The 24,919-nt window shown below is 29.0% G+C and carries 25 protein-coding genes and 2 other annotated features; of the genes, 7 read left to right on the forward strand and 18 right to left on the reverse strand.

Annotated features, from left to right (window positions below; all coding sequences use genetic code 11):
- Positions 1–7 precede the first annotated feature (7 nt).
- From sufB to ychF, 7 genes are all read right to left on the reverse strand, one after another.
- Positions 8–1,420: a Fe-S cluster assembly protein SufB gene (sufB, locus tag ABID14_RS01530; protein WP_354366684.1), complete on the reverse strand. Its 1,413-nt coding sequence runs from the start codon at positions 1,418–1,420 to the stop codon at positions 8–10.
- On the reverse strand, positions 1,421–2,167 hold the full coding sequence (gene sufC, locus ABID14_RS01535; RefSeq protein WP_354366685.1) for a Fe-S cluster assembly ATPase SufC: 747 nt from the start codon (positions 2,165–2,167) through the stop codon (positions 1,421–1,423). It lies immediately after the preceding gene.
- 316 nt (positions 2,168–2,483) lie between these two features.
- Positions 2,484–2,837 carry a YraN family protein gene (locus ABID14_RS01540; RefSeq protein ID WP_354366686.1) on the reverse strand — a complete coding sequence of 118 codons (354 nt, stop codon included), beginning with the start codon at positions 2,835–2,837 and terminating at the stop codon, positions 2,484–2,486.
- A 3-nt stretch (positions 2,838–2,840) separates the two neighbouring features.
- Complete coding sequence (rnhB, locus tag ABID14_RS01545; protein WP_354366687.1) at positions 2,841–3,458, reverse strand: ribonuclease HII; 618 nt, start codon at positions 3,456–3,458, stop codon at positions 2,841–2,843.
- Entirely contained in the window at positions 3,448–4,296 is an 849-nt protein-coding gene (gene ylqF / locus ABID14_RS01550; RefSeq protein ID WP_354366688.1) for a ribosome biogenesis GTPase YlqF, read from the reverse strand. Before ylqF ends, rnhB begins: the two co-directional genes overlap by 11 nt.
- A 4-nt stretch (positions 4,297–4,300) precedes the next feature.
- Positions 4,301–5,122, reverse strand: a complete 822-nt coding sequence (locus tag ABID14_RS01555; protein ID WP_354366689.1) for an HAD-IIB family hydrolase — start codon at positions 5,120–5,122, stop codon at positions 4,301–4,303.
- An 8-nt stretch (positions 5,123–5,130) separates the two neighbouring features.
- Positions 5,131–6,225: a redox-regulated ATPase YchF gene (gene ychF / locus ABID14_RS01560; RefSeq protein ID WP_354366690.1), complete on the reverse strand. Its 1,095-nt coding sequence runs from the start codon at positions 6,223–6,225 to the stop codon at positions 5,131–5,133.
- A gap of 163 nt (positions 6,226–6,388) precedes the next feature.
- Here ychF and ABID14_RS01565 point away from each other — a divergent pair, with 163 nt between their 5' ends.
- The 4 genes from ABID14_RS01565 to ABID14_RS01580 all read left to right on the forward strand — a co-directional run bounded on the left by ABID14_RS01565 (position 6,389) and on the right by ABID14_RS01580 (position 10,310).
- Positions 6,389–7,759 (forward strand): ATP-binding cassette domain-containing protein, encoded by a 1,371-nt coding sequence (locus ABID14_RS01565; protein WP_354366691.1) that lies wholly within the window; start codon positions 6,389–6,391, stop codon positions 7,757–7,759.
- On the forward strand, positions 7,749–8,588 hold the full coding sequence (locus tag ABID14_RS01570; RefSeq protein ID WP_354366692.1) for an ABC transporter permease subunit: 840 nt from the start codon (positions 7,749–7,751) through the stop codon (positions 8,586–8,588). Before ABID14_RS01565 ends, ABID14_RS01570 begins: the two co-directional genes overlap by 11 nt.
- Positions 8,589–8,758: 170 nt before the next feature.
- Positions 8,759–9,280, forward strand: coding sequence for a sigma-70 family RNA polymerase sigma factor (locus ABID14_RS01575; RefSeq protein ID WP_354366693.1), 522 nt, complete (start codon positions 8,759–8,761; stop codon positions 9,278–9,280).
- Positions 9,270–10,310, forward strand: a complete 1,041-nt coding sequence (locus tag ABID14_RS01580; protein WP_354366694.1) for a DUF4179 domain-containing protein — start codon at positions 9,270–9,272, stop codon at positions 10,308–10,310. The genes ABID14_RS01575 and ABID14_RS01580 overlap by 11 nt, the downstream gene beginning before the upstream one ends.
- A gap of 165 nt (positions 10,311–10,475) precedes the next feature.
- Here ABID14_RS01580 and ABID14_RS01585 read toward each other — a convergent pair whose 3' ends face one another.
- The 7 genes from ABID14_RS01585 to hflX form a co-directional block, all read right to left on the reverse strand.
- Positions 10,476–11,231 (reverse strand): ABC transporter ATP-binding protein, encoded by a 756-nt coding sequence (locus ABID14_RS01585; protein WP_354366695.1) that lies wholly within the window; start codon positions 11,229–11,231, stop codon positions 10,476–10,478.
- Positions 11,215–12,105 (reverse strand): ABC transporter permease, encoded by an 891-nt coding sequence (locus ABID14_RS01590; RefSeq protein ID WP_354366696.1) that lies wholly within the window; start codon positions 12,103–12,105, stop codon positions 11,215–11,217. The genes ABID14_RS01585 and ABID14_RS01590 overlap by 17 nt, the downstream gene beginning before the upstream one ends.
- A 13-nt stretch (positions 12,106–12,118) precedes the next feature.
- Entirely contained in the window at positions 12,119–13,135 is a 1,017-nt protein-coding gene (locus tag ABID14_RS01595) for an ABC transporter substrate-binding protein (RefSeq protein ID WP_354366697.1), read from the reverse strand.
- 36 nt (positions 13,136–13,171) lie between these two features.
- Positions 13,172–13,404: a binding site (T-box leader), on the reverse strand.
- Between the two features lie 119 nt (positions 13,405–13,523).
- Positions 13,524–14,474 (reverse strand): ABC transporter substrate-binding protein, encoded by a 951-nt coding sequence (locus ABID14_RS01600; RefSeq protein ID WP_354366698.1) that lies wholly within the window; start codon positions 14,472–14,474, stop codon positions 13,524–13,526.
- 52 nt (positions 14,475–14,526) lie between these two features.
- Positions 14,527–14,763 (reverse strand) — a binding site (T-box leader).
- A 156-nt stretch (positions 14,764–14,919) separates the two neighbouring features.
- Complete coding sequence (gene nadE, locus ABID14_RS01605) at positions 14,920–15,642, reverse strand: NAD(+) synthase (protein WP_354366699.1); 723 nt, start codon at positions 15,640–15,642, stop codon at positions 14,920–14,922.
- Positions 15,643–15,644: 2 nt separating this feature from the next.
- A complete protein-coding gene (locus ABID14_RS01610; protein WP_354366700.1) occupies positions 15,645–16,283 on the reverse strand; it encodes a YigZ family protein in 639 nt (212 codons plus the stop codon).
- Positions 16,276–17,565 (reverse strand): GTPase HflX, encoded by a 1,290-nt coding sequence (hflX, locus tag ABID14_RS01615; RefSeq protein ID WP_354366701.1) that lies wholly within the window; start codon positions 17,563–17,565, stop codon positions 16,276–16,278. The genes ABID14_RS01610 and hflX overlap by 8 nt, the downstream gene beginning before the upstream one ends.
- A gap of 106 nt (positions 17,566–17,671) precedes the next feature.
- Here hflX and ABID14_RS01620 point away from each other — a divergent pair, with 106 nt between their 5' ends.
- Both ABID14_RS01620 and ABID14_RS01625 read left to right on the forward strand, forming a co-directional pair.
- Positions 17,672–20,491, forward strand: coding sequence for a transglycosylase domain-containing protein (locus ABID14_RS01620; protein ID WP_354366702.1), 2,820 nt, complete (start codon positions 17,672–17,674; stop codon positions 20,489–20,491).
- A gap of 11 nt (positions 20,492–20,502) precedes the next feature.
- Positions 20,503–20,679, forward strand: a complete 177-nt coding sequence (locus ABID14_RS01625) for a hypothetical protein (RefSeq protein WP_354366703.1) — start codon at positions 20,503–20,505, stop codon at positions 20,677–20,679.
- Between the two features lie 27 nt (positions 20,680–20,706).
- Here ABID14_RS01625 and ABID14_RS01630 read toward each other — a convergent pair whose 3' ends face one another.
- The 3 genes from ABID14_RS01630 to ABID14_RS01640 form a co-directional block, all read right to left on the reverse strand.
- A complete protein-coding gene (locus ABID14_RS01630) occupies positions 20,707–21,210 on the reverse strand; it encodes a macro domain-containing protein (RefSeq protein WP_354366704.1) in 504 nt (167 codons plus the stop codon).
- A gap of 177 nt (positions 21,211–21,387) precedes the next feature.
- Entirely contained in the window at positions 21,388–22,890 is a 1,503-nt protein-coding gene (locus tag ABID14_RS01635; RefSeq protein ID WP_354366705.1) for a Na+/H+ antiporter NhaC family protein, read from the reverse strand.
- A 62-nt stretch (positions 22,891–22,952) separates the two neighbouring features.
- Positions 22,953–23,639, reverse strand: coding sequence for a hydrolase (locus tag ABID14_RS01640; protein ID WP_354366706.1), 687 nt, complete (start codon positions 23,637–23,639; stop codon positions 22,953–22,955).
- Between the two features lie 104 nt (positions 23,640–23,743).
- Between ABID14_RS01640 and ABID14_RS01645 the strand changes: the two genes are divergently transcribed.
- The gene (locus tag ABID14_RS01645; protein ID WP_354366707.1) at positions 23,744–24,655 is read left to right on the forward strand and encodes a hypothetical protein; all 912 of its coding nucleotides are present in this window, start codon (positions 23,744–23,746) and stop codon (positions 24,653–24,655) included.
- A gap of 5 nt (positions 24,656–24,660) precedes the next feature.
- Here ABID14_RS01645 and ABID14_RS01650 read toward each other — a convergent pair whose 3' ends face one another.
- Positions 24,661–24,909 carry a DUF1294 domain-containing protein gene (locus ABID14_RS01650; protein ID WP_354366708.1) on the reverse strand — a complete coding sequence of 83 codons (249 nt, stop codon included), beginning with the start codon at positions 24,907–24,909 and terminating at the stop codon, positions 24,661–24,663.
- Positions 24,910–24,919 lie beyond the last annotated feature (10 nt).

A 24,919-nucleotide genomic window follows, 5' to 3' on the forward strand; every position in this document is an offset into this window, starting at 1 on the left:
TATCTCCTTACCCTATAGATCCAACAAGTTCGAGATTAATCAGATTATTCATTTCAACTGCATATTCTAATGGTAATTCTTTAGCAATCGGTTCAGCAAAACCTCTTACCACCATTTGCTTTGCTTCTTCCTCTGAAATACCTCTAGTCATTAAATAAAATATCACTGAATCGCTAATTCTACCAATTTTTGCTTCATGTCCCATATCTATGTCATTGTTTTTTATATTAATGGATGGAATAGTATCAGATCTTGACATAGAATCTAACATCAAAGATTCACAGGAAGTTGAGTTCTTAGATCCATATGCATTTTCTCTAATATCAACAAGACCTCTGTATATAGCAACTCCTCCACTTTTAGATATAGATTTTGTATTTATAGTTGATTTTGTATTTGGTGCAGCGTGTACAACTTGTGCTCCAGTATCTAAATTTTGGCCCTCACCAGCAAATGAAATACCTGTAAATTCACTTGAAGCATTTTCACCCATAAGAATTGACGCTGGATAAAGCATTGAAACTTTAGAACCAAATGAACCTGATACCCACTCAATTCTTCCATTTTCTTCTACAATCGCACGCTTAGTATTTAGGTTATACATATTTCTAGACCAATTTTCTATTGTAGAATATCTTAGAGTTGAATTTTTCCCAACAAATAACTCGACAGCACCAGCATGTAAGTTTACAACATTATATTTCGGTGCAGAACACCCTTCTATAAAATGGCAATAAGAGTCATCTTCTATTATAATCAAGGTATGCTCAAATTGGCCCGCTCCAGGTGCATTTAATCTAAAATAAGACTGCAAAGGTATATCAACTTTAACCCCTTTTGGAACATATACAAATGATCCTCCAGACCAAACAGCATAGTGAAGGGCAGCATATTTATGAAGGTTTGGTGTTATACATTTTTGGAAATATTTATTCACGATTTCAGGATATTTTTTAAGCCCCGTTTCAAAATCAGTATATATAACTCCTTGGTCGAGAAGATGTTTTTGGATATTGTGATAGACAACTTCTGAATCGTATTGAGCTCCCACACCTGAAAGAAGTGATTCTTTTTCTGCCTCAGGTATACCAAGTTTGTCAAATGTATCTCTGATTTCATCGGGAACTTTATTCCAATCATCAGATAAATCTGCATCTGGTCTAATATATGTTGTAATTTCATCAATATTTACTTCAGATAAATCAGGACCCCAAGTTGGATTTGATTTTTTATTAAAAATATCAAGAGCTTTTAATCTATAATCAAGCATCCATTCAGGCTCTTCTTTTTCAGCAGAAATTTGTCTAATGATTTCTTCTGTTAAACCTTTTTCAGTTTTAGATCTAAAAGTAAATTCATTTTTAATATCATATACTCCACGATCCATCTCCTGCACTTGAGTTTTTTCTTTTTTACTCAATTATTTTACCTCCTCTCTGATCCAATTAAATCCTTCTTGTTCAATTTTATCAACAAGAGATGCATCTCCTTGTTTTACAATTTCACCGTTAAGAATTACATGGACAAAGTCAGGTTTTATATTTCTAATAAGCTCTTTATGGTGAGTAATAATTAAAACTGAATTATTATCATTCAAAAATTTTTCTATACCTTGAGATACTATTCTTGTAGCATCAACATCTAACCCAGAGTCAGTTTCATCCAATATTGCAAGTTTTGGTTCAAGCATTAACATTTGAAGAATTTCGTTCTTTTTCTTTTCTCCACCAGAAAAGCCCACATTTAAATATCTATCTGCATATGAAGAATTCATTTGTAATTCTTCCATTTCTTTTTGAATTTGTTTCTTAAATTTTAAAATAGATAAAGTTTTATCTTCTTTTGCTGATTTAGCAGTTCTAATAAAATTTTCAACTGAAATTCCTGGCACCTCTTCAGGGGTTTGAAAAGACATAAATAAACCTTTGTTAGCTCTCTTATCTGTTGATAGTTCAGTTATATCTTCTCCGTCCAAAAAAATTTTACCACCGTAAACATCGTAAACTGGATTATTCATAATTACATTAGCAAGAGTGGACTTACCTGAACCGTTTGGCCCCATAATTACATGTACTTCTCCATAATTGATATTTAAATTAATATTCTTTAATATCTCTTTTTCGCCAACCCCAGCGCTAAGATTTTCAATCCTTAAAAGTTCTGTCATTTTATCCTCCATTTATCTAAAAATAATTCATACAAAATTACTATGTTTTATCTGTAATTAATAATAACACAAATTATGCAAAATTAAAAATATTATTTAAATTTATTTGATTAAAAAAAAACTAGGTTACGACCTAGTTTTTACTGACAGCTATTTATAATTGTAATATAAAATTCAAAATTAAAAATCAAAATATTATTTGACCAAAAGACCATAAACATTCTAATTCTATTTTTACTTCTATTGTATAATTTTACTTTAATCATTTTTCATAGGATACTCATCACTCAAGTCTATTTTCAAATAGATTTTTATATTAAATGATATCAAATGCTGCGATAATATGATTAAGTTTTCTTTCACGTAAATAGACTTCAATTATATCAAATCGTATCATAATATCGTATAAAGAATATCTCTCTATATAAGCCCTTGCAGTTTTGATAATATTTTTCATTTTAAATTCATCCACTGCTTCATAAGCATCTCCGTATTTGTGAGAATTTCTTGTTTTAACTTCAACAAATACAATTTCATCTTTATCTCTAGCTATAATATCTATCTCAGTACCTAATGCAGTATAATTTCTGTCTAATATTTTATAATTTCTTTTTATTAAAAATTTAGTAGCTATATCTTCACCAAGATTTCCATAAAAAAGATTATCCATTTATTACCACTTCTTTATATTTTTCAAAAAAGTCATGCGATGCATTTCTGAAGGGCCATAACATTTAAGAGCTTCTCTATGATATTTAGTTGCATAACCTTTATGTTTGTCAATACCATATTCCGGAAATTCTTGTGCCCATCTTTTGCATAAATTATCTCTATAAACTTTAGCAACAATTGAGGCGCATGCAATTGAATAACAATTTTCATCTCCTTTTATAATAGATTGTTGAAAAATTTTTGTTTTAATCCTTTCAGCATCTATTAAAACTAAATCAGGAGAAATCTTTTTACCTTCTTTATCACGCAAATTTTCAATAGCTGTTTGCATCGCTATATGAGTTGCCACTTTAATATTCACTGAATCAATTTTTTCAGAATTTGCTCTTCCAATCCCGACTGCAAGAGCTGTATCTAGAATTTTATCATATAAGAGTTCTCTTTTTTTGGGGGTAAGTTTTTTTGAATCATTGACCCCTTCAATTAGATTTCCAGTAGGCATTATAATTGCACAAGCTACAACATCACCAAATAAACATCCTCTGCCTACTTCATCTATACCAGCAATTGTTTCATAACCTTCAGAATTAAATTGCTCTTCATAATTTTCAAATGGCATCTTGCGCCTCCAAAGTTATTTTCCCTAAAATACCCTTCCGAAATTCATCTAAAATAATATTTGAAACTTTAGTGTAGTCAACTATTCCACCTCTCATTAAAGCTCCTCTTCTTGTTCCAATTAATTCCATAATTGTCAAAGGACTATCTTGTGGATTTATTTCAATACTATATCTCTTAATTAAGATATTTTTATCTATTGACATTAATTTTTCTATTAATTTCAAAGCGAGAGTTTCTGTGTCCATAATTTCATCTTTGATGGCTCCAGTAAAAGCTAAATTCAAACCTACATTTTCATCTAACTTTGGCCATAAAACTCCAGGAGTATCAAGAAGATGAAGTTTAGGATTAATTTTTATCCATTGATTTGTCCTTGTTACTCCAGGTCGGTTACCTGTTTTAGTAGACTTGGTTCCTGATATAGAATTTATAAATGTAGATTTCCCAGAATTAGGAATGCCCACAATCATAGCCTTTAATGGTCCTCTTTTTAACCCCTTGTCTTCATATTTTTTTATTTCGTCTTTCATCAGTTCATGAGATTTTTGAACAACAGCATTAACATTAGGTTTTAATGCATTATAAAACAGAACTGAATTATTGATGTCAGAATATTTCTCTTTCCATTTTTTGTTTAAAATTGGATTAGAAAGATCTTCCTTATTAAAAATGAGAAGCTTTTTTTTATTTTTTAGAAGATTAGTAAAAATTGGATTTCTACTTGAATAAGGTATTCTTGAATCAATAATTTCAATACAAAAGTCTACAAGTTTCAATTTTTTTTCTATATCTTCAATGGTCTTTTTCATATGACCTGGATACCAATTTATATTCATACTATCACCCAAAAATCACCTTATTCAATATTTTAACAGCACCATCATTATCATTATCGAAATCTGAAATTATATCTGCAACTTTTTTTAACTCTTCTACTCCATTTTTCATGGCTATACCAATTGAAGAATTTTCAATTAACAATTTATCATTAGAATCATCACCAATAGCTATAACACTGTCCATATTGATATTTTTACTTAAAGCATATTTTTCAACACCATATAATTTATCGCCATTTTTCTGCAAGACTTCTAACATCCAATATGGTTTGTTTTTAATTTTCATCAAATGTATATTAAATCTATTAGAAAAATTTTTGTCTAATATATCTTTAAACTCTTTTAAAACATCATATTGTCCAGCAAATACAATTGACAGAGGTTCTCCATCAAAATTATCGAAATTCTTTATGCCTAAATTTCTATCTCTAAATACATCAACATACGTATTTTCATATTTTTGTGGGGCTTTTAATCTATAAAGAAGATCAATCCCATCATCTCTTAATACATGAATAGAAGCATATATTTCGTCAGATTTATCAAAACTCATAATATCTAGCAAATCTTTCTTTTCAATTGGATTAACATAAGTCGTTTTTCCACTTAAGTTATTTCTTATAACATTTCCATTATTACAAATTAAATCTATATCCACATCACCCACAAATTTATTTGCCATAAAAAACTCTCTTCCAGTAGCAATTACAGGAATAATACCATGACTTCTCAGTTTTTCTACAAAAGATTTAAAACTAGTTGTCATTACTTTATTAGAACTTAGCAAGGTTTCATCTAAATCCATTGAAACAAGCTTAACCATACATCACCTTATACATTAAATTTAAATACAATTACATCGCCATCTTTTACCACATAATCTTTACCTTCACTTCTAATCAATCCCTTTTCACGTGCTACAGCAACTGATCCAGAATTAATTAAATCTTCATAAGAAATAGTATCAGCTTTAATAAAGCCTCTTTCCATATCAGAATGAATTTTACCGGCAGCTTGTGGTGCTTTGGATCCTTTTTTTATAGTCCAAGCTCTTGATTCCATTTCACCTGTTGTCAAAAACGAAATTAAACCCAAAAGATTATAACTTGATTTTATCAGTTTATCTAAACCAGAAGAATTTAAACCAAGTTCTTCTAAAAATAATTCTTTTTCTTCAGGTGAAAGCTCAGCAATTTCAGCTTCTATTTCAGCCGAAATAACTACAACATTATCGCCCTTTTCTTTAGCAAAATCTCTTACTTTCTTTACAAACTCGTTATTTTTACCATCAGTAGAGATTTCTTTTTCTTCAACATTACAAACGTAAATAACAGGTTTTGCACTCAAAAGAGCATAATTTTTAATTAACTTTTCTTCTTCATCATCTAGTTCTACTTCTCTTGCAGAGTTGCCTTCTTCAAGTGCTTTCTTAATTCGTTCTAATAAATCTCTTTCTTTTATTAAAGATTTATCTCCTTTAGCTTTTTTTACAATTTTTGAATATCTGTTTTCAACTTGTTCTAAATCAGAAAAAATTAATTCTAAATTAATATTATCTATATCTCTGATAGGATCAATAGAACCATCAACATGAATTATATTTTCATCATCAAAACATCTAACTACATGAACAATAGCATCAACTTCACGAATATTTGATAAGAATTGATTCCCTAATCCTTCACCTTTGCTGGCTCCTTTTACAAGTCCAGCTATATCATAAAATTCAATATTAGTATATACAATTTTTTCTGAATTGCTTAGCTTCGCAAGTGCTTCAAGTCTTTCATCTGGAACATTTACAACTCCCACATTTGGTTCGATAGTTGCAAAAGGATAATTAGCTGCTTCGGCTCCTGCACTTGTTAGAGCATTAAATAAAGTGGATTTACCAACATTTGGCAGTCCAACAATTCCGAGTTTCATTAAATAACCCCCATTCGAATAAAAATTATATCATAAAAACCACACAAATTATTATTTCGATTCAAAAGAAATTCAATAAAATAGGTTGGTTTTCTATCTTTTCTTTAAATTGTAGTGTTTCTATTGTATAATAGATTAAAGAAATATAAAAGAGGTGAATAATATGAGTGCCATCGTTATAAATAACCTATCTAAACGTCAAGGCAAGATTGAAGTATTATCGAATTTTAATTTAGAAGTCTTAGATGGCGAAATTTTTAGTTTACTTGGAATGGAAAATTCAGGCAAGACAACTCTTGCAAGAATTATTATGGGATTTTTAAAACCAAATAAAGGAACTGTTAACATTTACAACATGGATTCATTTAAAGAATCAAGAGAAATCAAAGAAAGTACTAGCTTTGTACCAGAAGAATCTTTATTACAAACTAATATGAGATCATCTTCTATTTTAAAGAAAACACTTAATTCTCATAATCTTCAAAATACAGAGGATATTGATGCAATATGTGATTATTTTAATTTTAATGATAAATTGAGGATTTCAGATTTAGACAAACGTGAATCAAAAATTTTTTCAATTATCAATGCACTAATAATAAAGCCTAGACTTCTTATATTAGATAATCCTGCAACTAATTTAAATCAAAGCGATATTGATAAAGTCTTTTCTTATATCAAAGGCTTAAATGAACGTGAGAATCTTACGGTTTTAATACTTACTAATTCTCTTAAAGAAGCAAGGAAGTATTCTACAAGAATTGCTTATCTTCATGATGGAAAAGTAGCAGAAACTGAATACAATAACATCAATAATTGTGGAGATAAAGTTCTAAAGATAAATTCTTATCGTGGAAATCTAAATTATTTCACATCTATCGGTGCTAAGGTAATAAAAGATGCCGACGATGAGACAATACTTTACTATGATCAAGAACTTCCAGAATTGTCTAAAGTTATTTATGAAGAAGGATTGGAAAATTATATTTTAGAAGATGCTAATTTAGAAGATAAAATTTCTGCTTATTATTCTGGAAATAATATGAGTACAAGAACAGATTCTAAGAATTTAAATAAAATAGAAGATACTTTGAAAGAAGAAAGTCTAATAAAAAATCCAATTACTTCTACAAATACAGTAATTAAAGAAGAATCTAGTGAGGATAATTTAAAAGTCAATTCAAAAACTGAAAAGATTACCTTAGATGATGATAAAAGAGATAATATCCATAACACTAAGACTAATCTATTTGCTGACGAAGATGAATATAAAGACAATATAATAAATGGGGACATGACTGAGTATGAAAATCCTCAAAAAATTGATACAACTGACTACCATAAAGAGCCAGAGGTTGATGAGACAGTAATTATTAAAAATGATTTAACTGATAAAGTTGAAGATATCGGATCAACTAAGAATTACACTGACATTTTAAGTAGTAAAAATGTTGATTATGCTCAGAAAAACTCTAGTGAAAATGTAGAATCAACTCCTCATGATGAAATAAAGGAGGACCAGAATGATTTTTAATATGGAATTTAAATCTAATTTCGGCAAAACAATTGCTTGGGCTATTGTGTTAATAGTATTACTTGGTTTGTTAATGGCTTTCTATCCATTCCTTGCCGAACCTCAAATGAATTCATTATTTGGTTCTATGCTAAATGCTTTTAATGATTCAACAAAAGAGATTTTAGGTTTCACAAAATCTACAGATATCACAAATATTGGAGATTATTTATCTGTCGTATATCACTACCTAGCAGTGTTAATATTTATATTTGCAATGCAATTAGGTGCTAATTCTCTATCTAAGGAACAAAACACTGGTAATATTGAATATATTTATTCAAACCCTATTTCTAAATCTGAAATAGTTACTGCAAAGTTAAGTGCAAATATTGTACTATATTTAATATTTTTAGCTATTATGGCAATAGCCACTTATGGTTTCGTATTTATAATAGCTGCATCTGGTGTCAATTCAAAATTTATACCAGATATTACAGATTTTGAAGTATTTCAAGCTCTAATTAAAATTTTTGTAAGTTTATTAGGAAGTGGTTTGGTGTTTATGTCTTTTGGATTTTTACTTTCTGCAATGTCAAAGACTTCTGAACATCAAGATGCAATTTCTGCATTATTTGTTTTTCTAATAGTTTTAGTTACAATCATAGGAAAGACTATTGGTTCTACATTTGCAAACATTGTTTCTTTCTTCCCTAACGTAGCATTTGCAACTTATTCTTTTATTAATTCTGATATAAATATAGTTGCTGTCGGAGTTAACATTGCACTTTTCGTTTTATTTGTCGTATTTACTTACACAATATATTCTCATAAAGAACTCAAATATTAATTTAAAAAACTACTTTGTTACATACAAAGTAGTTTTTTATCTTACGTATACAACTAATCAAATTTATTATGCTTTTATACCTAAATATACCTATCAAAAAATATAAATTTAAATAATTTATTGTCAGAAAACTCTCCACTTGTACGTATCTATATATGAAGGAGGGCAAAATGGACAACGAAAAAATTATAGAACGACTAAGAAAAAGAGATGAAGACGCTCTATATGATTTAGTAGAAGAATATGGTCCAATATTAAAAGGTGTAATTTCACGAACACTTTCGAAATATCCGCATTTATGGGACGAGGCTATGAACGATACACTATTAAATATTTGGAATAATATTGAGTATTTTGATTCAAGTCGAAGTTCTTTTAAAAATTGGTGTGCTGTTATTTCAAAATATAATTCCATAGATTTACTTAGAAAGGAGTCTAAGTATAAATTTACTAGTATAAATGAAAGTTTAGCAGATGATAATACAGATTTTCTTTCAAAACTAGAAATAGAAGAAGTGTTTTCTCTACTTGACGAGGAAAATAAAAACCTCTTTAAAGATATTTTTCTTAAATCGTTATCTTATGAAGAAGCTGCAAAAAACCAAGGCATTACAGTTAATAACGCGTATAAGAGAGTAAGCAGAACAAGAAAATTTTTGAGAAATTGGTATGGAGGTATGTATGAAAAATAATATATATGACAAATTTAATGATATAAAAATTAATTATGAAGAAGTTCCACTGAATGATTTAGAAAAACAAAAGCTTAAAGAAACAATTAAAAATATAAAATTACAAAATAAAAATAAAAGTTTTAAAAAATTTATCGTTACAGCAGTAGCAACTTTTATATTTTTATTTACCCTTGCAAATTCTAACTCCGGTGAATTAGTATTAGCAAAAACAAAAGAAATTGTAAATACAATTGAAGTTAGTATAAAAGATGCAATGGGAATGTCTGACGAAGTAGAAAAATATAGCGTAAAATTAAGCCGACCTTTTAAAATTGAGGACAAACAATATATTTTAAATGATATACTAATTGATAATAAAGATTTATACGTGGTTATAGCAAGTTTAAATAATAATACTGAAAATAATTCTAGGATAGAAGTTGCCTTGAGTGAGTTTAAAGTCAATGGAAAAACAAATAAAATACTTGGTTCTAGTGGTACACAATATACTTTACCTGGAGATAGAAGTATAAATGTTCTTTCCTTAAAACATAGATTGAAAGATGCAATTAAAAATGACGGAACGGCAGAATTAGAATTCATTTTTAGTGAATATTTTTATAGTAATAAAAAGGTATCTCTAATAGTACAACTTGACACCGAAAAAATTAAACTACCAAAAAAACTTGTACTACAGAATTTTAATATTCCTAACACAAATTCAATCATAATAGATAAATTTATTATAAGTCCCGTAGCTCAAAAAATAACATTAAAATTCCCAAAGCCAGAATCTAATTATATATATTCCATTAAAGCGACAGATTCCCAAAATAAACTTATTTATTTTGAAACCTTAGACAGTGATAAAAACGGTGCTAACTTATATTTCTCCCCAGTTATAAGCGAAATATCTGCGAATGAAATGTTAAATAAAACAAAAAAAATAAAATGTCAACTTTATAGACGAAAATTCCCAGAAGAGTCTGGAAAGATTAATACAACTGAAGAGAAAATTGGTGATGAATTTATAATAAATATAAGATAAAATAAGAGTCTGTTTGAGTATATTCGTACTCCGACAGACTTTTATCATTATTTGTTTTCTCAATAATATTAACATATAATTTGGTAAATTTATAACTGTATTTCTTGCCCATATAAATTAATAAAATTTAATAATTTATATTGTACCGTGCTGGATTTTACGTTATTACATCAGAACTTTCTCATGGTATATCTCGTTTAACTCATTTTCTGTTATTGTATCCGGTGATATATCCAAAACTACTTTCCCATGATTTAACATAATAATTCTATCTGCATATTCCAATGCATGCCTCAAGTTATGAGTAATCATTAAAGTAGTAATCTTTTCTTCTTTAATTAGCTCATTCGTTTTATTCATAATTATAGAAGAAGTTTTTGGATCAAGTGCTGCTGTATGCTCATCTAGTAATAATAGTTGAGGTGTTCTAATTGTTGCCATCAATAAAGATAGACATTGTCTCTGCCCTCCTGATAAAAATTTCACCTGAGTATTCAGTTTGTTTTCCAGTCCAAGGCCTATTACTTTCAATTTTTGTATTATTTTATCATTATTTTTAATATCTATTAGTTTTTTTAAAGTGAATTTTTGCCCTTTTTTATATGCCATGGACATATTTTCTAGGATATTTAAGCTTGGTGCTACTCCCATTGATGGATTTTGGTTCACCTTTCCAATAAGAAGAGCCCTCTGCTGTTCTGGCAATTTTGTGATATTTTTATTTCCAATTTCAATTGTTCCATAGTCGCAATCGAGTGAACCACTAATTAAATTAAATAATGTAGACTTTCCACAACCATTTGGTCCTAAAAATGCCACAGAAGTGTTTTCTTCTATTTCTAGTGAAAAATTATCAAATATTTGGTTTTCTTCGGGCGTTCCTTTGTAAAAAGTTTTAGATAAATTATTTATTCTTAACACTTTGTTCCCTCTTTTTCTCTTTTAAAATATTCATTCCTAAAGATGAAGCATTATTATACAAAATAAATATTACTACAATTATTGCCGTAATTGCTTTTAAGTCACTCGGTGCTAATCCTATGTGAATAGCAACTCCGTAAATTATTCTATAAATGATTGCCCCAAAAATTGCTCTTGTCGTTCTTTTTATAAATCTCGAGTTTTTTAAAAATGCATCTCCAATTGTTATTGAAGCAAGTGCTGAGACAATTATCGTCTGCCCCATTGTAATATCTGCATATCCATTTGATTGTGCCATTAATGTTCCAGATAATGCAGCTAATGCATTTGAAATCATGAGTCCTAGACATATATATTTATCTGGGTTTTTGCCAAGAGATTTTACTAGACTTTCATTATCTCCTGTTGCAAGCAACAAGTATCCCTTTTCCGTTTTTAAGAATGTGTCCATCAAAATTTTTATTACAAAAACAATTATCAAAAGAATTAGTATCTTTGGCATACTTTCAAAAATTTGAAAAACCGTTTTATATTCAAAAAAAGTAATATTCGATGTACCTGTTATTCTTAAATTAACTGAATATAAAAAAGTCATGGTTAAAATTCCGGATAAAATTGATTGAATTTTAAATTTTCTATATAAAACGTAGGTAATTAATCCACCAATTGCACCAGCTAAAAAAGCAAAAACCATGCCATTAATTGAGTTCATTCCCATAGACAAAGCTTTTGAAAATACAAAAGCTCCTAATGGGAATGTACCTTCAACTGACATATCTGGAAAATCTAAAATTTTAAATGTTATGAAAACCCCAATAGTCAAAACCGAAAAAATCAGTCCCATTACTATTGACTCTACTAATACTGAACTCAATTTTTTACCTCCATTATTCTGCTAAATCAGCATTATCCATCAATTTTTTATTATCAAGTAGATTAAGAGATTTAGCTGTATTCTTATTTACTATCTTTTTTACATCTGTTGAATATTCAACTGGGATTTCTTTAATTTTTTTCCCATTTAGAGCGTCACTAGCCATTTGAGCTGCTTTTTTGCCTAAATTTTCATAATCAACACCAGTACTCATTAAAATTCCATTTTCAACCGGTCCTTGTTCAGAAGCAATTGAAGGGACTTTTGAATTTTTAAGTGTTTCTGCAATTATAGATGAAGAAGAAGAAACGGTGTTATCTTGAATTCCTATAAATAAATCAATTTTTGTCTCAATTGATTTCATTGCTGTTGAGACATCATTGATATTATTAATACCAACTTCCATTACCTCAAGCCCTAATTCTTGAGATGCTTTTTTTAATTCTTCAAGTTGAAACTTAGAATTTGCTTCATTGGTAGAAAACAAAACTCCTACATTTTTAGTTTCTGGAAAAACTTCAATCGCTTCTTCTAATTGTGCTTTAATTGAAAAATAATCGCTTACCCCTGTCACATTAGCTTCAGGCTCTTCTATATTTTTAACTAAATCTGAACTTATAGGATCAGTAACAGCCGAAAATATTATGGGTATATCTTTAGTTCCATTTTTAGCTCCCTGAGCTGCAGGAGTCGCAACAGCGTATATTAAATCAACATCTTCATCTACAAAGTTTTGGATTATAGAAGGAACCACTGTTAGATCTCCGTTGGCATTTTTTGTAATAATTTCAGTATCAGGTTCAAGTTTTTTAATTTCTTTTTCAAAACTTGTTCTCGATCTTTCTAACGCAATGTGATCTGCTAATTGAATTATACCTATTTTCTTTTTATCAGAATTCGTGTTACTTTCTTTTAATTCTTCCTCTTTTGTTTGCCTATTTTCTAAATTCTTATTATCTATTTTTCCATTACTGCAAGAAACAAATAACATACTTAAAACTAACAAAACTACAATTTTCTTAATTTTCATAAAAACCTCCATATAATAAAAAAAGTCTTTCATCCACACTGGGACGAAAGACAAAACTCACGCGGTACCACCCGATTTAAATCTAAATAGATTATCTCAATTTAAGGTCTAACAACCTCTAGCCTAAGTTAACGGTGGCATCCGTACTTGCCTACTAATTTCAACAAATAAGCTTAAGAGTGTATATTAAATCTAAATGTATTGTCTCGCACCAAACGACAACTCTCTTAAATCATTTCAAATTCTTTTTTCTCTTTCACAGCTTCTATTAAATTGAAATCATTATAACTAGAGTTTTTATAAATGTCAAGTGTTTATACAAAAAATTCTTTATTAATTTAAATTGCTATGGTTTAAATCTTTGTTCCCTTTTAAATACTTTATTAAATTATTTTATTTCTACGCCTAATTTTTTAGCAGTTTCTTGATTTATTTTTTTCGATTTTTGTTTATTTTCTTCAACTGAAATTTTAGTAATATCTTCTCCTTTTAATAGTCGTACTGCCAACGATGCTGCTTGTTTACCATGCTCATAATAATTTACGCCTTCACTCATTAAAAGGCCTTTTTCTACTTGTCCTTCTTCAGCTGAAAGGGATGGTATTTTATTTTTTATTAGTGTTTCTGATATTACTGGTATAGAAGAAGCTACAGTATTATCTGTTATTGCATAATATGCGTCTATTTCATCTTTCATAGAAGAAATTGCCTGACCTATATCATTTATATTATTTATTCCAACAACTTTTAAACTTAATCCTAGCTCTTTACATGACTCTTCTAATTCTTTAATTTGTACTTCTGAGTTAGATTCTGATGTCGAATAAATTGTTCCTATAGTTTTTACATCAGGAAAATATTCTAAAAATGAAACTAATTGTTCCTTAGACGAAACTGCATCAGTTACTCCTGTGATATTTTTAATTTCATCTTTTGATTTAACAATTCCTGATTTAATTGGATCAGTAACTGCAGCAAATACTATATTTTTATTTGGTAGTGCTTGCTTTACTCCCTGTGCCACTGGAGTTGAAATAGCATAAACTAAAAAATATTCTTCCCCTTCATATTTCTTTGGCATTGTAGTGGTCAAAGCAAGATCTCCTTGTAAATTAACTTTATCTATTTCAACATCTAAACCTTCTTCTCTTAAACCGTCTTCAAAACCTTTAAGTGCATTATCTAAAGATATATGTTCAACATATTGAATAGCTCCAATCTTAATTTTTTCTTTGTTTTTTGCATATTGTGTTTCCGCACTTTTATTATTACAACCTACCATCATAATCGCTAAAATCATTATAGCTATATTTTTTAATACATCTTTTAACATTTTCATTTTTTCCTCCAATAAATAAAATAAATTTAAATAATAAAAAAATCCTCCACCCATATAGGGCGAAGGATTCGCGGTACCACCTAATTTTATAATCACATAGATTATCTCAATTGAAGATCTAACAATCTCTAGTCTCTGATAACGGTGACTGCCGTAAAGATCTACTATAATTAATAATTCAACCTTTAAGCTATGGAGTGAATAATAATATCTGTATCTCCACGGTTTCTCACCATCCCCGCTCTCTTTAAAAGACCAACGACATCTTTTTCTCCATCGACGCTTTTATTATTTATTGTTGTTATTGTACTAGCACGAGAATAATTTGTCAATAACTTTTTCAATATTTTTATACATTGATTTTATTTAAAACATTATTTCTTGTAAAATATTTAGTTAATTCCAAATCATGAGTAAGTATAATTTTCAAATTAACTTAATTTATTTAGTCTGATATTTTAAATTGCGGAGCCATACTTCTCTTATGAGCAGAATTTTTATGCATTTTATCAATTCTATTTTTTATATTTTCCTCTGGTTCTTTTTCACCTTTAATATATGAATCTAAAATATCATAAGTAAAACCCATCTCATCTTCATCACTTTGACCCACCCAAAGTCCAGCAGAAGGCTTTTTGTTTATTACATCGCTAGGTACTCCCAATTCTTTTGCTATTTCATATATATCTGTCTTTAAAAAATTAACAATTGGCATTATATCAGCGCCCGAGTCGCCATACTTAGTTGAGTAACCTAAATACCATTCACTTGCATTTGACGGTCCTAATACTAAATAGCCAAGGTCTTGTCCATAGTAATAAAGAGTTGTCATTCTAAGTCTCGGTTTAATATTCGCCTTAGCCATAATATTATTAGAACTAAATGATGACTTAATTAACTGTCTGTAAGTTTCGGATAAGTCAATAACTTTAGTTTCGAGATTTAGTTCTTCTGCAACTTTTAATGCATCTTCTTTATCCTTTTCAATACTCTCACATGGCATAATTAGGCCGAGTGAATTTTTTGGGAATACTTTTTTTGAAAGAGCTGCTACTACAGCAGAATCTATCCCACCTGAGAGTCCAAATATAAAACCTTTAGCACATGTTTGTTCAGCTTTTTTTTGTAGCCAATTTATTAATTCTTGTGTAACTTTTTTATAATCCATATTTACTCCTCATATATTATTTTGTTCTTTATAGTAGGCAATTCAATTTGCTCTATAACTTTAAATTCAATATTTCCACTTGTTAAATCAGTCAGTTCTCCTATTACAAAACTATCATCTTCTATGTCAATTACAATTTCTACTAAATCTGAGTATTTTTCTTTTAAAACTCTAACTTCATTATTAGTTAGAAAATTAATTATCTTTCCATGTGAAGTATAGTCATAGCTTATTGCAGTTCTATTAAATAATTTCCGAACAGTCCTTTTAGCCATATCTAAAGCAGTTGTGACGGCATTTGTATAAGCTCTAACTAGTCCTCCTGCCCCAAGTTTTGTTCCACCAAAATACCTTGTCACAATTACAAGAACATTTCTCAAATTCTCTTTTTTTAAGACTTCAAGCATTGGTATACCCGCAGTGCCACTAGGTTCTCCATCATCGGAATATCTCTGTATTAATGCATCTTCGCCAATTATATACGCATAACAATTATGTGTTGCGTCTTTATATTCGCTCGTAATATTTGATATTATTTGTAAAGCTTCATCTTCATTTTTTACAAAAAAAGTATGACCAATAAAAATAGATTTCTTTATTTCAATTGTAGATTCAGCTTCTTTTAGAACCGAATTATACATAAACAACATAATCCTTTAACATTTCAATCTCGTCTTCTTTTAGTGATAGATCAATGTATATCCCATCATCAAGATACATTGGTCTAACTTCAAATTCATCTACTAATTTAAAAAGCTGGTCGGTATCATCGTATGGAAATTTTAATTTTACATCTTTGTACTCATCAATTAAATTTTCTTCAATAACCTTTAAAATTTTATCCATATTTTTATCTTTTTTTGCTGAGATAAAAATTTTCTTGTCTGGAGCTATATATCTCGGCAAATTTACATTTTCAATATTAACTTTATCAGATTTATTAAATACTGTTATAATATTCTTATCTAAAACTCCAATATCCTTAAGAATTGACATAGTAGTCTTATATTGGATTTCAATATCTTCACTAGAAGCATCAATAACATGCAAAATCAAGTCCGAATATTTAATTTCTTCAAGTGTCGATTTAAAGGCTTCAACTATTTTAGTTGGGAGTTTAGATACAAAACCAACAGTGTCAGATATAATAAATTCTCTGCCAGAAATAAGTCTTGCTCTTCTTGAGCTAGGATCAAGAGTTTCAAAAAGCATATTTTTTACAGAAACTTCCCTAGAATCCTCAAGCTTTAATCTATTTAAAATTGTAGATTTTCCCGCATTAGTATACCCCACTAAGGATACTACTGCCATTTTACTATTAATTCTTTTATTTCTAGTAGTATCTCGAGTCTTTTTTGCTTTCTCAAGCTTATCCTTTATTTTATCTATCTCTCTTTGAAGTCTTCTTCTATCTGTTTCAATTATTTGTTCCCCAGGACCTCTTGTCCCTATACCTCCACCTGTTCTCGACCATCCATCTATGCCTAAAAGTCTAGGCATTTGATACTCTAGCCTTGCAAGTTCAACTTGTAATTTAGCTTCATATGTTGTTGCTCTTAACCCAAAAATATCTAAAATTAGATTTGTTCTATCTACAACTTTCTTTTTTATTTTTTTCTCTAGATTTCTCACTTGGATTCCTGAAAGTTCATCGTTAAATACAATAGCATCTACTTCTAGTTTTTCTGCCATGTCTTTTATTTCAAAAACTTTACCAGAACCTATTAAATACTTAGGATTAAATTTTTCTATATTTTGAGTAACTTCCCCAACAACTTCAGCACCATCAGCTTTAACTAGCTCACTTAGTTCTTCCATTGAAGTTTTTAGAGAATGAGGAAAAGCTCCCAAATTTGTTCCAACAGTTATTACCTTTTCAATTTTCTTTTGTGAATTTAAATTTTCTAAAAAAACATTATCCATACTCTAATTATACCAATAAAATCGGAAATTAAAAACTTTATGCCTTTTATCCTTTAAAATAGTATTTAAATATATAAAATGGTATAATTAAAAATAGGAGGACTGTATGAAAAAATTGACACATTTATCAATAAATTTTAAGAAACTACATAAAAGAGATAAAATAAAAGTAATTTTATTGACACTTTTATTAATATTAATGATTATATTTTCACTCTTAATTACAATAATTATTTCAATTGTTACAAAAACTCCTGCGACAAATTTAGAAAATCTTACAAATTCATTTAACCAAACCTCCTATATTTATTCCAAAGACAATACTTTGCTAGAAAAAGTTGAATCACTAGAATATAGGACTTTGATTGGTCTTGATGAAATGCCCAAGTATGTTCAGAATTCTTTTATAGCAATTGAAGATCACCGTTTCTACACACATAAAGGACTTGATCCAATAGGAATTGCTTCTTCTGTACTCACAAATATAAAGAGTGGTGCCTTAGTTCGTGGAGGTTCAACTATAACCCAACAACTCGTTCGTTCAGTTTATCTCTCAAATGCCAAAACTATGGATAGAAAAATTCAGGAAGCTTATTTATCACTGAGAGTTGAGAATATGCTAACAAAAGACGAAATACTAGAAGCGTATCTAAATAGAATAAATTTAGGACAAGGAGCATACGGAATTGAAGCTGCCGCCCAAACATATTTCTCAAAAAATGTAAATGAACTTAATATCGCTGAAGCCGCTCTACTTGCAGGAATACCAAAATCTCCTACAAACTATTCTCCTTTTAAATCTATTCCTCAAGAATTTCTACAAGATGATTCTAATATTGTTGGAACTAGGATTGTAGATGGACAAAAATATTATCTTATATTAAACGAAGAAGCTTTTAACAGACAAAAAATAGTTCTAAATAGAATGAAAGAACTTGGTTATATAGATGATATCCAATATGAGAGGGCCAAAAATTTTGATATAATAGCAGATTTAAAACCAAAAAACTTTAAAAATCACACCATGAGCTCCTACTCAACAGATTATATTAAAAATGAGGCTTCTAAATATCTTGCCGATTACTATAAAATAAGTTTAAATGAGGGAGAACATAAACTCTTTACTGGTGGATATAAAGTATACTCTTCTATAGATGAGGATTTGCAAAATAATTTAGAAGAAAAATATTCTCTTTTTCAAGAATATCTTCTAGATTTTAGTTCATCTAAAGGTGCAAGAATGTTAGATTTAAAGTTTGACGCTGACAATAACATTATTTTTAATGACGAAATATTATATTTTAACAGAAATTCTCATTTTGATGAAAACTTTAACTTTATAATTCCAAAAGATTCCTACAATATCTCTAGTCACGGAGATTTGAAAATAAATAGTTCATATTTTAAAAAAACTGGCGATAAATTAGATATTATCGATTTATATATAATAAATGACAAGAAAATTTTACAAACATATGAAATTGGTGATTTGCAGATAGATGAACATTCTTATGATTTGAAAAATGACTATTTAATAATTGACGGTTCATATATTAAAGAATTAGATAATTTCTATAGAATAGATGATAATCATAATTTAATAATCTCAAATAATTACTATACTTTTAATCCAGAACCAATTATCCAGCCTGAATCTTCGATGATTGTAACTGATAATTCTTCTGGATTTGTAGAAGCAATTATAGGTGGCCTAGATATAAACTCTAAGAACGCAAAAATTTTAAATAGAGCTACAAGTTCACATAGACAGCCAGGAAGTATAATAACTCCTTTTACTGTATATCTACCTGCTTTATTAAACGGAAAAACACTGGGAGATGTTTACGATGACATCCCCCTAACTATTGATGAAATGTTTTGGCCTCATAACTACTATGATTCATTTAAAGGTTTAATGACAGTTAGACAAGCCATTGAAAATTCATCAAATGTGATTAATGTACTAATTTTGCAAGAAATAGGACAAGATAAATCAAAAGAAATACTAGAAAAATTTAGAATAATAAAAGAAGATGGTGATGACTTCTTCGTTACACAATCAGAAAACCCAAAAAAACACGACGACAATTTAGAATCTCTAGCTCTTGGAAATATGCAAATTGGTACTACTTTAGCTGAAATTTCTAATATGTATTCTACTATTGCAAACGATGGAATAAAAAAGGAACAAACATCAATAATTAGAATCGAAGATGCTAGTGGAAATATAATAATTGACAATTCTAATAAATCAACTAGATTATTTGAAGATAAAATATCTTATCTATTAAAAGATTCATTTATTAGAAACACAAAATACGGTAATGCAAAAAATGCTCGCATAGGAAATAGTGAAACTGCTGCATATGTTGGACAAAATAAATTCAATTCAGACTATTGGATAAGTGGATTTACAAATAATAAAACAGTTTCATTGTGGCTTGGTGCTGATACTCAAAAAATATCATTAACTTCTAATCCATCATCAATAGTAAAGCTTTTTAACATTATGACTCAAGATATTGAAGACAATGCGGTTTTTGCAGATGATCCTCACTATATTGTAAAAAGATATATTTCCACAAAAAGTGGAAAATTAGGGAATAAATTGACTGAATATGCAAATTCAGGGTATACAGAAAAATATATAGCTGGAACTGAACCCACAGAAGATGACGATATGTTTAAAAAATATTTAATATGCAAAGACTCAAATAAAATTGCAACACAGTTTTGCCCAAGCGAATCAGTATTATACACTGTCCGTTTTGAAAGGAAAGAAAAATATAACCCGAAAGAGCATTATGGAATATATCCAGATGATTATATGGAAATCCCAAAATCTTTCTGTAATATCCATACACGAGAATGGAGTAAAGAGCAAGAAGAAGATAATGAGGATAATAATATGAACAACAACAATTAAAGGAGGATTTTATGAAAATATTGCCTAAAGTTATAAAATTTGTAGTAGCGAAAAAATTATTAAAAAATAAAAAAAAGAGAAGATTTAAAAGAACAATGCGAAAAAGAGCCTTGAAACATCCGCTATCGAGTTCAAAAATCCTTTATCGCGCATCTAGAATCAAATTTAGAAATAAATTCTTAAAGTAAAATGTAAAAGCTCCCAAGGGAGCTTTTTTAATAGTTACTATTTATTTCATTTAAAATATCAAATATATTTTGATCTAATGTTGCTATAGTTATATCCATATCATTATTTGTTAAAAATTCTTTTATTGTATTAACTGCAATTAGGGCAGCTTCTCTTTTAGGATAACCATAAATCCCTGATGAAATAAGTGGAAAAACTATAGACTTTAAACCTTCTTTTTTTGCCAAATGAAGAGAAGATAAATAAGCTTTTTTCAAAATTTCATCTTCATTTCTATTTCCATCAAAATAAACAGGTCCTACAGCATGAATAATATATTTTGCTTGTAAATTATAACCTTTTGTAATCACAGCTTCTCCTGGTTCAATTGGAGCAAGCTTGTCACATTCTTTTTGCAAATCATCAGAATTTGCAGCCTCAAAAATTACACCACAAACTCCACTACCTCTTTGTAAATTTGCATTGGCAGCATTTACAATTGCATCAACATTAAAGTCAATAATACTTTTTTTCTCAATTTTAAGAGTCATAATGCACCCCATAATCATTAACTCTTATGTACAAAATAAAAATATACTTTATAATCTTATATTAATGATAATACTTTTTATACCACTTTTGCAAATATATTTAATAATAAAAATATAAAAACTATCTCTTATCATAACTAATAAAGAGATAGTTTTATATTAATCATCATTTAAAATTTATGCACGACTACCATATTTTTTAACAGTTAAGTTCTTCAAAATTAATAGAATTATCACAAGTGCCATAAAACCCACAGGCACTGTTAAAAGTGGCTTATCTAAAAATCCTGAAACTAAAAATCCAATTGCTGAAGCCATTCCAACTGACAATGCATATGGTAATTGACTGGAAACATGAGCTATATGATCACAACCCGCTCCAGCTGACGAAAGTATTGTAGTGTCCGAAATTGGTGAACAATGATCTCCAAATACTGAACCAGAAAAAATTGCAGCCAAAATTACTGTTAAATAATGCATATGATTAGTATGATTTAAGATAGGAACCATTATAGGAATCAATATTCCGAAAGTCCCCCAAGCAGTACCTGTAGAGAAAGACAAAAATGCTCCAACAATAAAAATAATTACAGGCAAAATCCACATAGGCATTGTAGAATTGGTTATAATAGAAGCAATATAAGAGCCTGTATTTAAATAATCATCGCTCGTTATACCTCCAATAGTCCATGCCAAACTAAGTATTACAATTGCAGAAATCATAGTCTTCATACCATCAACTAAACCATCCATGAATCCATTAAAAGTTAAAAGTTTTCTTGGAATATATAATAAAAAAGCAACTATAAGTGCACTAAAAGAACCTATAACTAATGCTAAATTAACATCTGCGTTACCAAAAGCAGTAGCAAGGTCATTTTTGCCCTCGAATAAACCTCCTGTTCTTAGCATCATTAATATTGTTATAGCAATTAACGTTACAATAGGCAGTATTAAATCAAAAACCCTTCCATCTTTTGAATACTTGTAACCAACATTTTCTTTTTCAATAATTCTTGATGTGTCATTAAGTTCGTATTTTTGCATGATACCAATCTCATCTTTTGAAAAAGCAAAATAAATAACAGTAATAAGTGTCAACAATACATAGGCATTTATAGGAATTGTACTCAAAAATACATTCATTGGATTCGCAACACCAGTATCACCAATAACAGCAATAACTGATGCAGCCCAGCTTGATACTGGTGCTATTATACAAACTGGAGCAGCAGTAGAGTCTATTAAATGAGCTAATTTAGCCCTAGAAACTTTATTTTCATCTATAATAGGTTTCATAACAGCACCCACTGTCAAACAATTAAAATAGTCATCTATAAAAATAAGCATTCCTAAAAAAGTAGTGGCTAATTTTGCCGAAGTTTTATTTTTTATTTTAGAGCTTGCCCATTTACCATAAGCAAAAGATCCACCAGCCATATTCATAACCATAACTAAAGAGCCTAATAAGGCTAAAAACACAATCATTAATGCATTATCACCAAGTTTTGTACCCATCAGCTGAAATACTGTTTCAAGAGCTGTGATAATGTCGCCATGTGCGTAAATAAGTCCACCAGAAATTATTCCAATCAAAAGTGATGTAATAACTTCTTTTGTAATTAAGGCAAGTGCGATTGCCATAATTGGTGGTACTATTGATAATATACCAAATTCCATCTTTTCTCCCCTTTTTCTAATTTAAATATCATTGTATGATAAAAACAAAAATTTTTCAAGATTTAATCTCTCATATTGTCTCTATATTTAGCCATTACTTCAGAAAATATCTCTGAACTTGATGGTGGAGTATAAGTTATAGCATTGGCACCAGTCTGAATTGTTTCCATGATATGATCATCAGTATGACCTCCAGTAGCTATAATTGGAAATTCAGAACCTAATATTTCCCTACATTTTCGAACTAATTCTGAAGTCTTTAAGCCACCAGCTACATTTAAAACCCTAGCCCCTGCATTAACTTTTCCTAAAATATCGTCATTTAATGAAATAACAGTAGCTAGAACGGGAATATCTAATGATTTAGATAAAAGTTTAATATTATCATTCTTCATAGGTGCATTAACTACTACACCCATCGCACCCAATAGCTCTGCTTGAAGAGCAATATTCAAAGAACGAAGTCCTTTAGTAGTTCCGCCGCCAACTCCAACAAATACAGGTACTGAAGCAGTTTCGACTACTGCACTTACTATTTTTAATTGCGGAGTAAACGGATAAACCGACATTATAGCCTGAGCGTTATTATTACATATCACAGGAATATCGTTAGTAAAAATTAAAGATTTTATCCTCTTACCCATAAAGTTAATTCCGCTAGCTCTATAAGTAACTTCTGGCACACTTACTTGTCTTTTTCTAAGTTCTGTCTCGATACTTGGCACAAATTTTTTTAATTTATTTTCCATTATTATTTTCCCCCTCACCTATTATATTTTAAACTATAATTCAATTTATTAATAGAATTATTTATGTTATTATATACAGTATAATAGGAATATAGGAGGAAAATATGGAGTTACCTAACTTATCACAATTTGGTTTTGAATTTGAGAAATGTCAAAATAAAAAAGAATATTCAATTTATCATAAAGAAATTCCTCTAGAGTTATCTGAAGAAATGACAAAAATATTAGAATATTTACTTTGGTATGTTCCAAATATTAATTCAATACAATCTAAAAAAAATGAATTAACTTCCTCCCTTAATTTTGAAAATTTTGTTTTTGGAATTATAAAAAATTATATGAATTTACGAAATAAAGATGTTGTTTTTCTAGATTATATCGATCCTAAAATAGTAAGGTTTTATTCGCATAAGATATGCACTCATAGTCAAAAGCTTATACTTACAAAACAATCTAACGAGTCACTCACAGATTCATTGTTGCGTCATATACGAAACTGTTTGGCACATGGCAATTTTAATATTGTTGATAACTTATTGGTTGGTTTTGATTATAATGATAGTAAAAATGACGAAAAAAAGTGCACGGCTATTTTTAAAATATTTCCAAAAAATCTACTAGATGCTCTCTTTAGTCTGAAAAATGAAATTACATCTGAGATGTTAGCACAAGTGGCTCTACAGCGAACAGGTTATAAGGTTGAGAGATTTAAAAGAAATGATATAGGACCAGACTTCGATTTATTTGTAACTAAAGGCGATAAAAAATATGCCTTGGAAATCAAAAAATATGAAGAATATGAAATCTTGCCAAATTATGAAGCCGAAAAATTAGTAAAAAGTTTTAGTTGTTTATACAATAATATTACTCCAGTACTGTTTATTGATACTTCTCTTCTGCGAGAAGAAACTAAGACAAAACTTAAAAATGAAAAAGTAATAATATTAGATGTAAAAAACATCAATAAAATGTTGAAAAATAGAGATATATTAAAAGAGATAGATGACTTAGAATGATTAAGTCATCTACTTTTATAAACAATAAATATAAACACAAAGATACCTATAAAATTTGCAATATAAAACTTATTTTTTAAAGTCTTGTGTCTTAGAAGTGTCATAGCAAGAAATCCACCCATTCCCCCTCCCAAAATAGAAAAAAGTAGGAGGGTTTTTTCGGAAATTCTCCAAAAATTAAATTTTGATTTGAATTTGTCAATCCCGTATAAAAGGAATGTGATTAAATTAAGTAAAATTAAAGCTAATGTCATGAAACACCTT

Source organism: Peptoniphilus olsenii (assembly GCF_040545475.1).
Taxonomy (GTDB): domain Bacteria; phylum Bacillota; class Clostridia; order Tissierellales; family Peptoniphilaceae; genus Peptoniphilus_A; species Peptoniphilus_A olsenii.

Coding starts and splice junctions, on each gene's coding strand:
- ABID14_RS01570 (WP_354366692.1), top strand. CDS start 7,749: ATGATTTTTAATATGGAATTTAAATCTAATTTCGGCAAAACAATTGCT.
- ABID14_RS01630 (WP_354366704.1), bottom strand. CDS start 21,210: ATGACTCTTAAAATTGAGAAAAAAAGTATTATTGACTTTAATGTTGAT.
- ABID14_RS01565 (WP_354366691.1), top strand. CDS start 6,389: ATGAGTGCCATCGTTATAAATAACCTATCTAAACGTCAAGGCAAGATT.
- ABID14_RS01555 (WP_354366689.1), bottom strand. CDS start 5,122: ATGGTTAAGCTTGTTTCAATGGATTTAGATGAAACCTTGCTAAGTTCT.
- ABID14_RS01600 (WP_354366698.1), bottom strand. CDS start 14,474: ATGAAAATGTTAAAAGATGTATTAAAAAATATAGCTATAATGATTTTA.
- sufC (WP_354366685.1), bottom strand. CDS start 2,167: ATGACAGAACTTTTAAGGATTGAAAATCTTAGCGCTGGGGTTGGCGAA.
- rnhB (WP_354366687.1), bottom strand. CDS start 3,458: ATGCCATTTGAAAATTATGAAGAGCAATTTAATTCTGAAGGTTATGAA.
- ylqF (WP_354366688.1), bottom strand. CDS start 4,296: ATGAATATAAATTGGTATCCAGGTCATATGAAAAAGACCATTGAAGAT.
- ABID14_RS01580 (WP_354366694.1), top strand. CDS start 9,270: ATGAAAAATAATATATATGACAAATTTAATGATATAAAAATTAATTAT.
- ABID14_RS01640 (WP_354366706.1), bottom strand. CDS start 23,639: ATGGAAAATAAATTAAAAAAATTTGTGCCAAGTATCGAGACAGAACTT.
- ABID14_RS01625 (WP_354366703.1), top strand. CDS start 20,503: ATGAAAATATTGCCTAAAGTTATAAAATTTGTAGTAGCGAAAAAATTA.
- ABID14_RS01620 (WP_354366702.1), top strand. CDS start 17,672: ATGAAAAAATTGACACATTTATCAATAAATTTTAAGAAACTACATAAA.
- ABID14_RS01610 (WP_354366700.1), bottom strand. CDS start 16,283: ATGTATAATTCGGTTCTAAAAGAAGCTGAATCTACAATTGAAATAAAG.
- hflX (WP_354366701.1), bottom strand. CDS start 17,565: ATGGATAATGTTTTTTTAGAAAATTTAAATTCACAAAAGAAAATTGAA.
- ABID14_RS01650 (WP_354366708.1), bottom strand. CDS start 24,909: ATGACATTAGCTTTAATTTTACTTAATTTAATCACATTCCTTTTATAC.
- ABID14_RS01635 (WP_354366705.1), bottom strand. CDS start 22,890: ATGGAATTTGGTATATTATCAATAGTACCACCAATTATGGCAATCGCA.
- nadE (WP_354366699.1), bottom strand. CDS start 15,642: ATGGATTATAAAAAAGTTACACAAGAATTAATAAATTGGCTACAAAAA.
- ABID14_RS01645 (WP_354366707.1), top strand. CDS start 23,744: ATGGAGTTACCTAACTTATCACAATTTGGTTTTGAATTTGAGAAATGT.
- ABID14_RS01540 (WP_354366686.1), bottom strand. CDS start 2,837: ATGGATAATCTTTTTTATGGAAATCTTGGTGAAGATATAGCTACTAAA.
- ychF (WP_354366690.1), bottom strand. CDS start 6,225: ATGAAACTCGGAATTGTTGGACTGCCAAATGTTGGTAAATCCACTTTA.
- ABID14_RS01595 (WP_354366697.1), bottom strand. CDS start 13,135: ATGAAAATTAAGAAAATTGTAGTTTTGTTAGTTTTAAGTATGTTATTT.
- ABID14_RS01575 (WP_354366693.1), top strand. CDS start 8,759: ATGGACAACGAAAAAATTATAGAACGACTAAGAAAAAGAGATGAAGAC.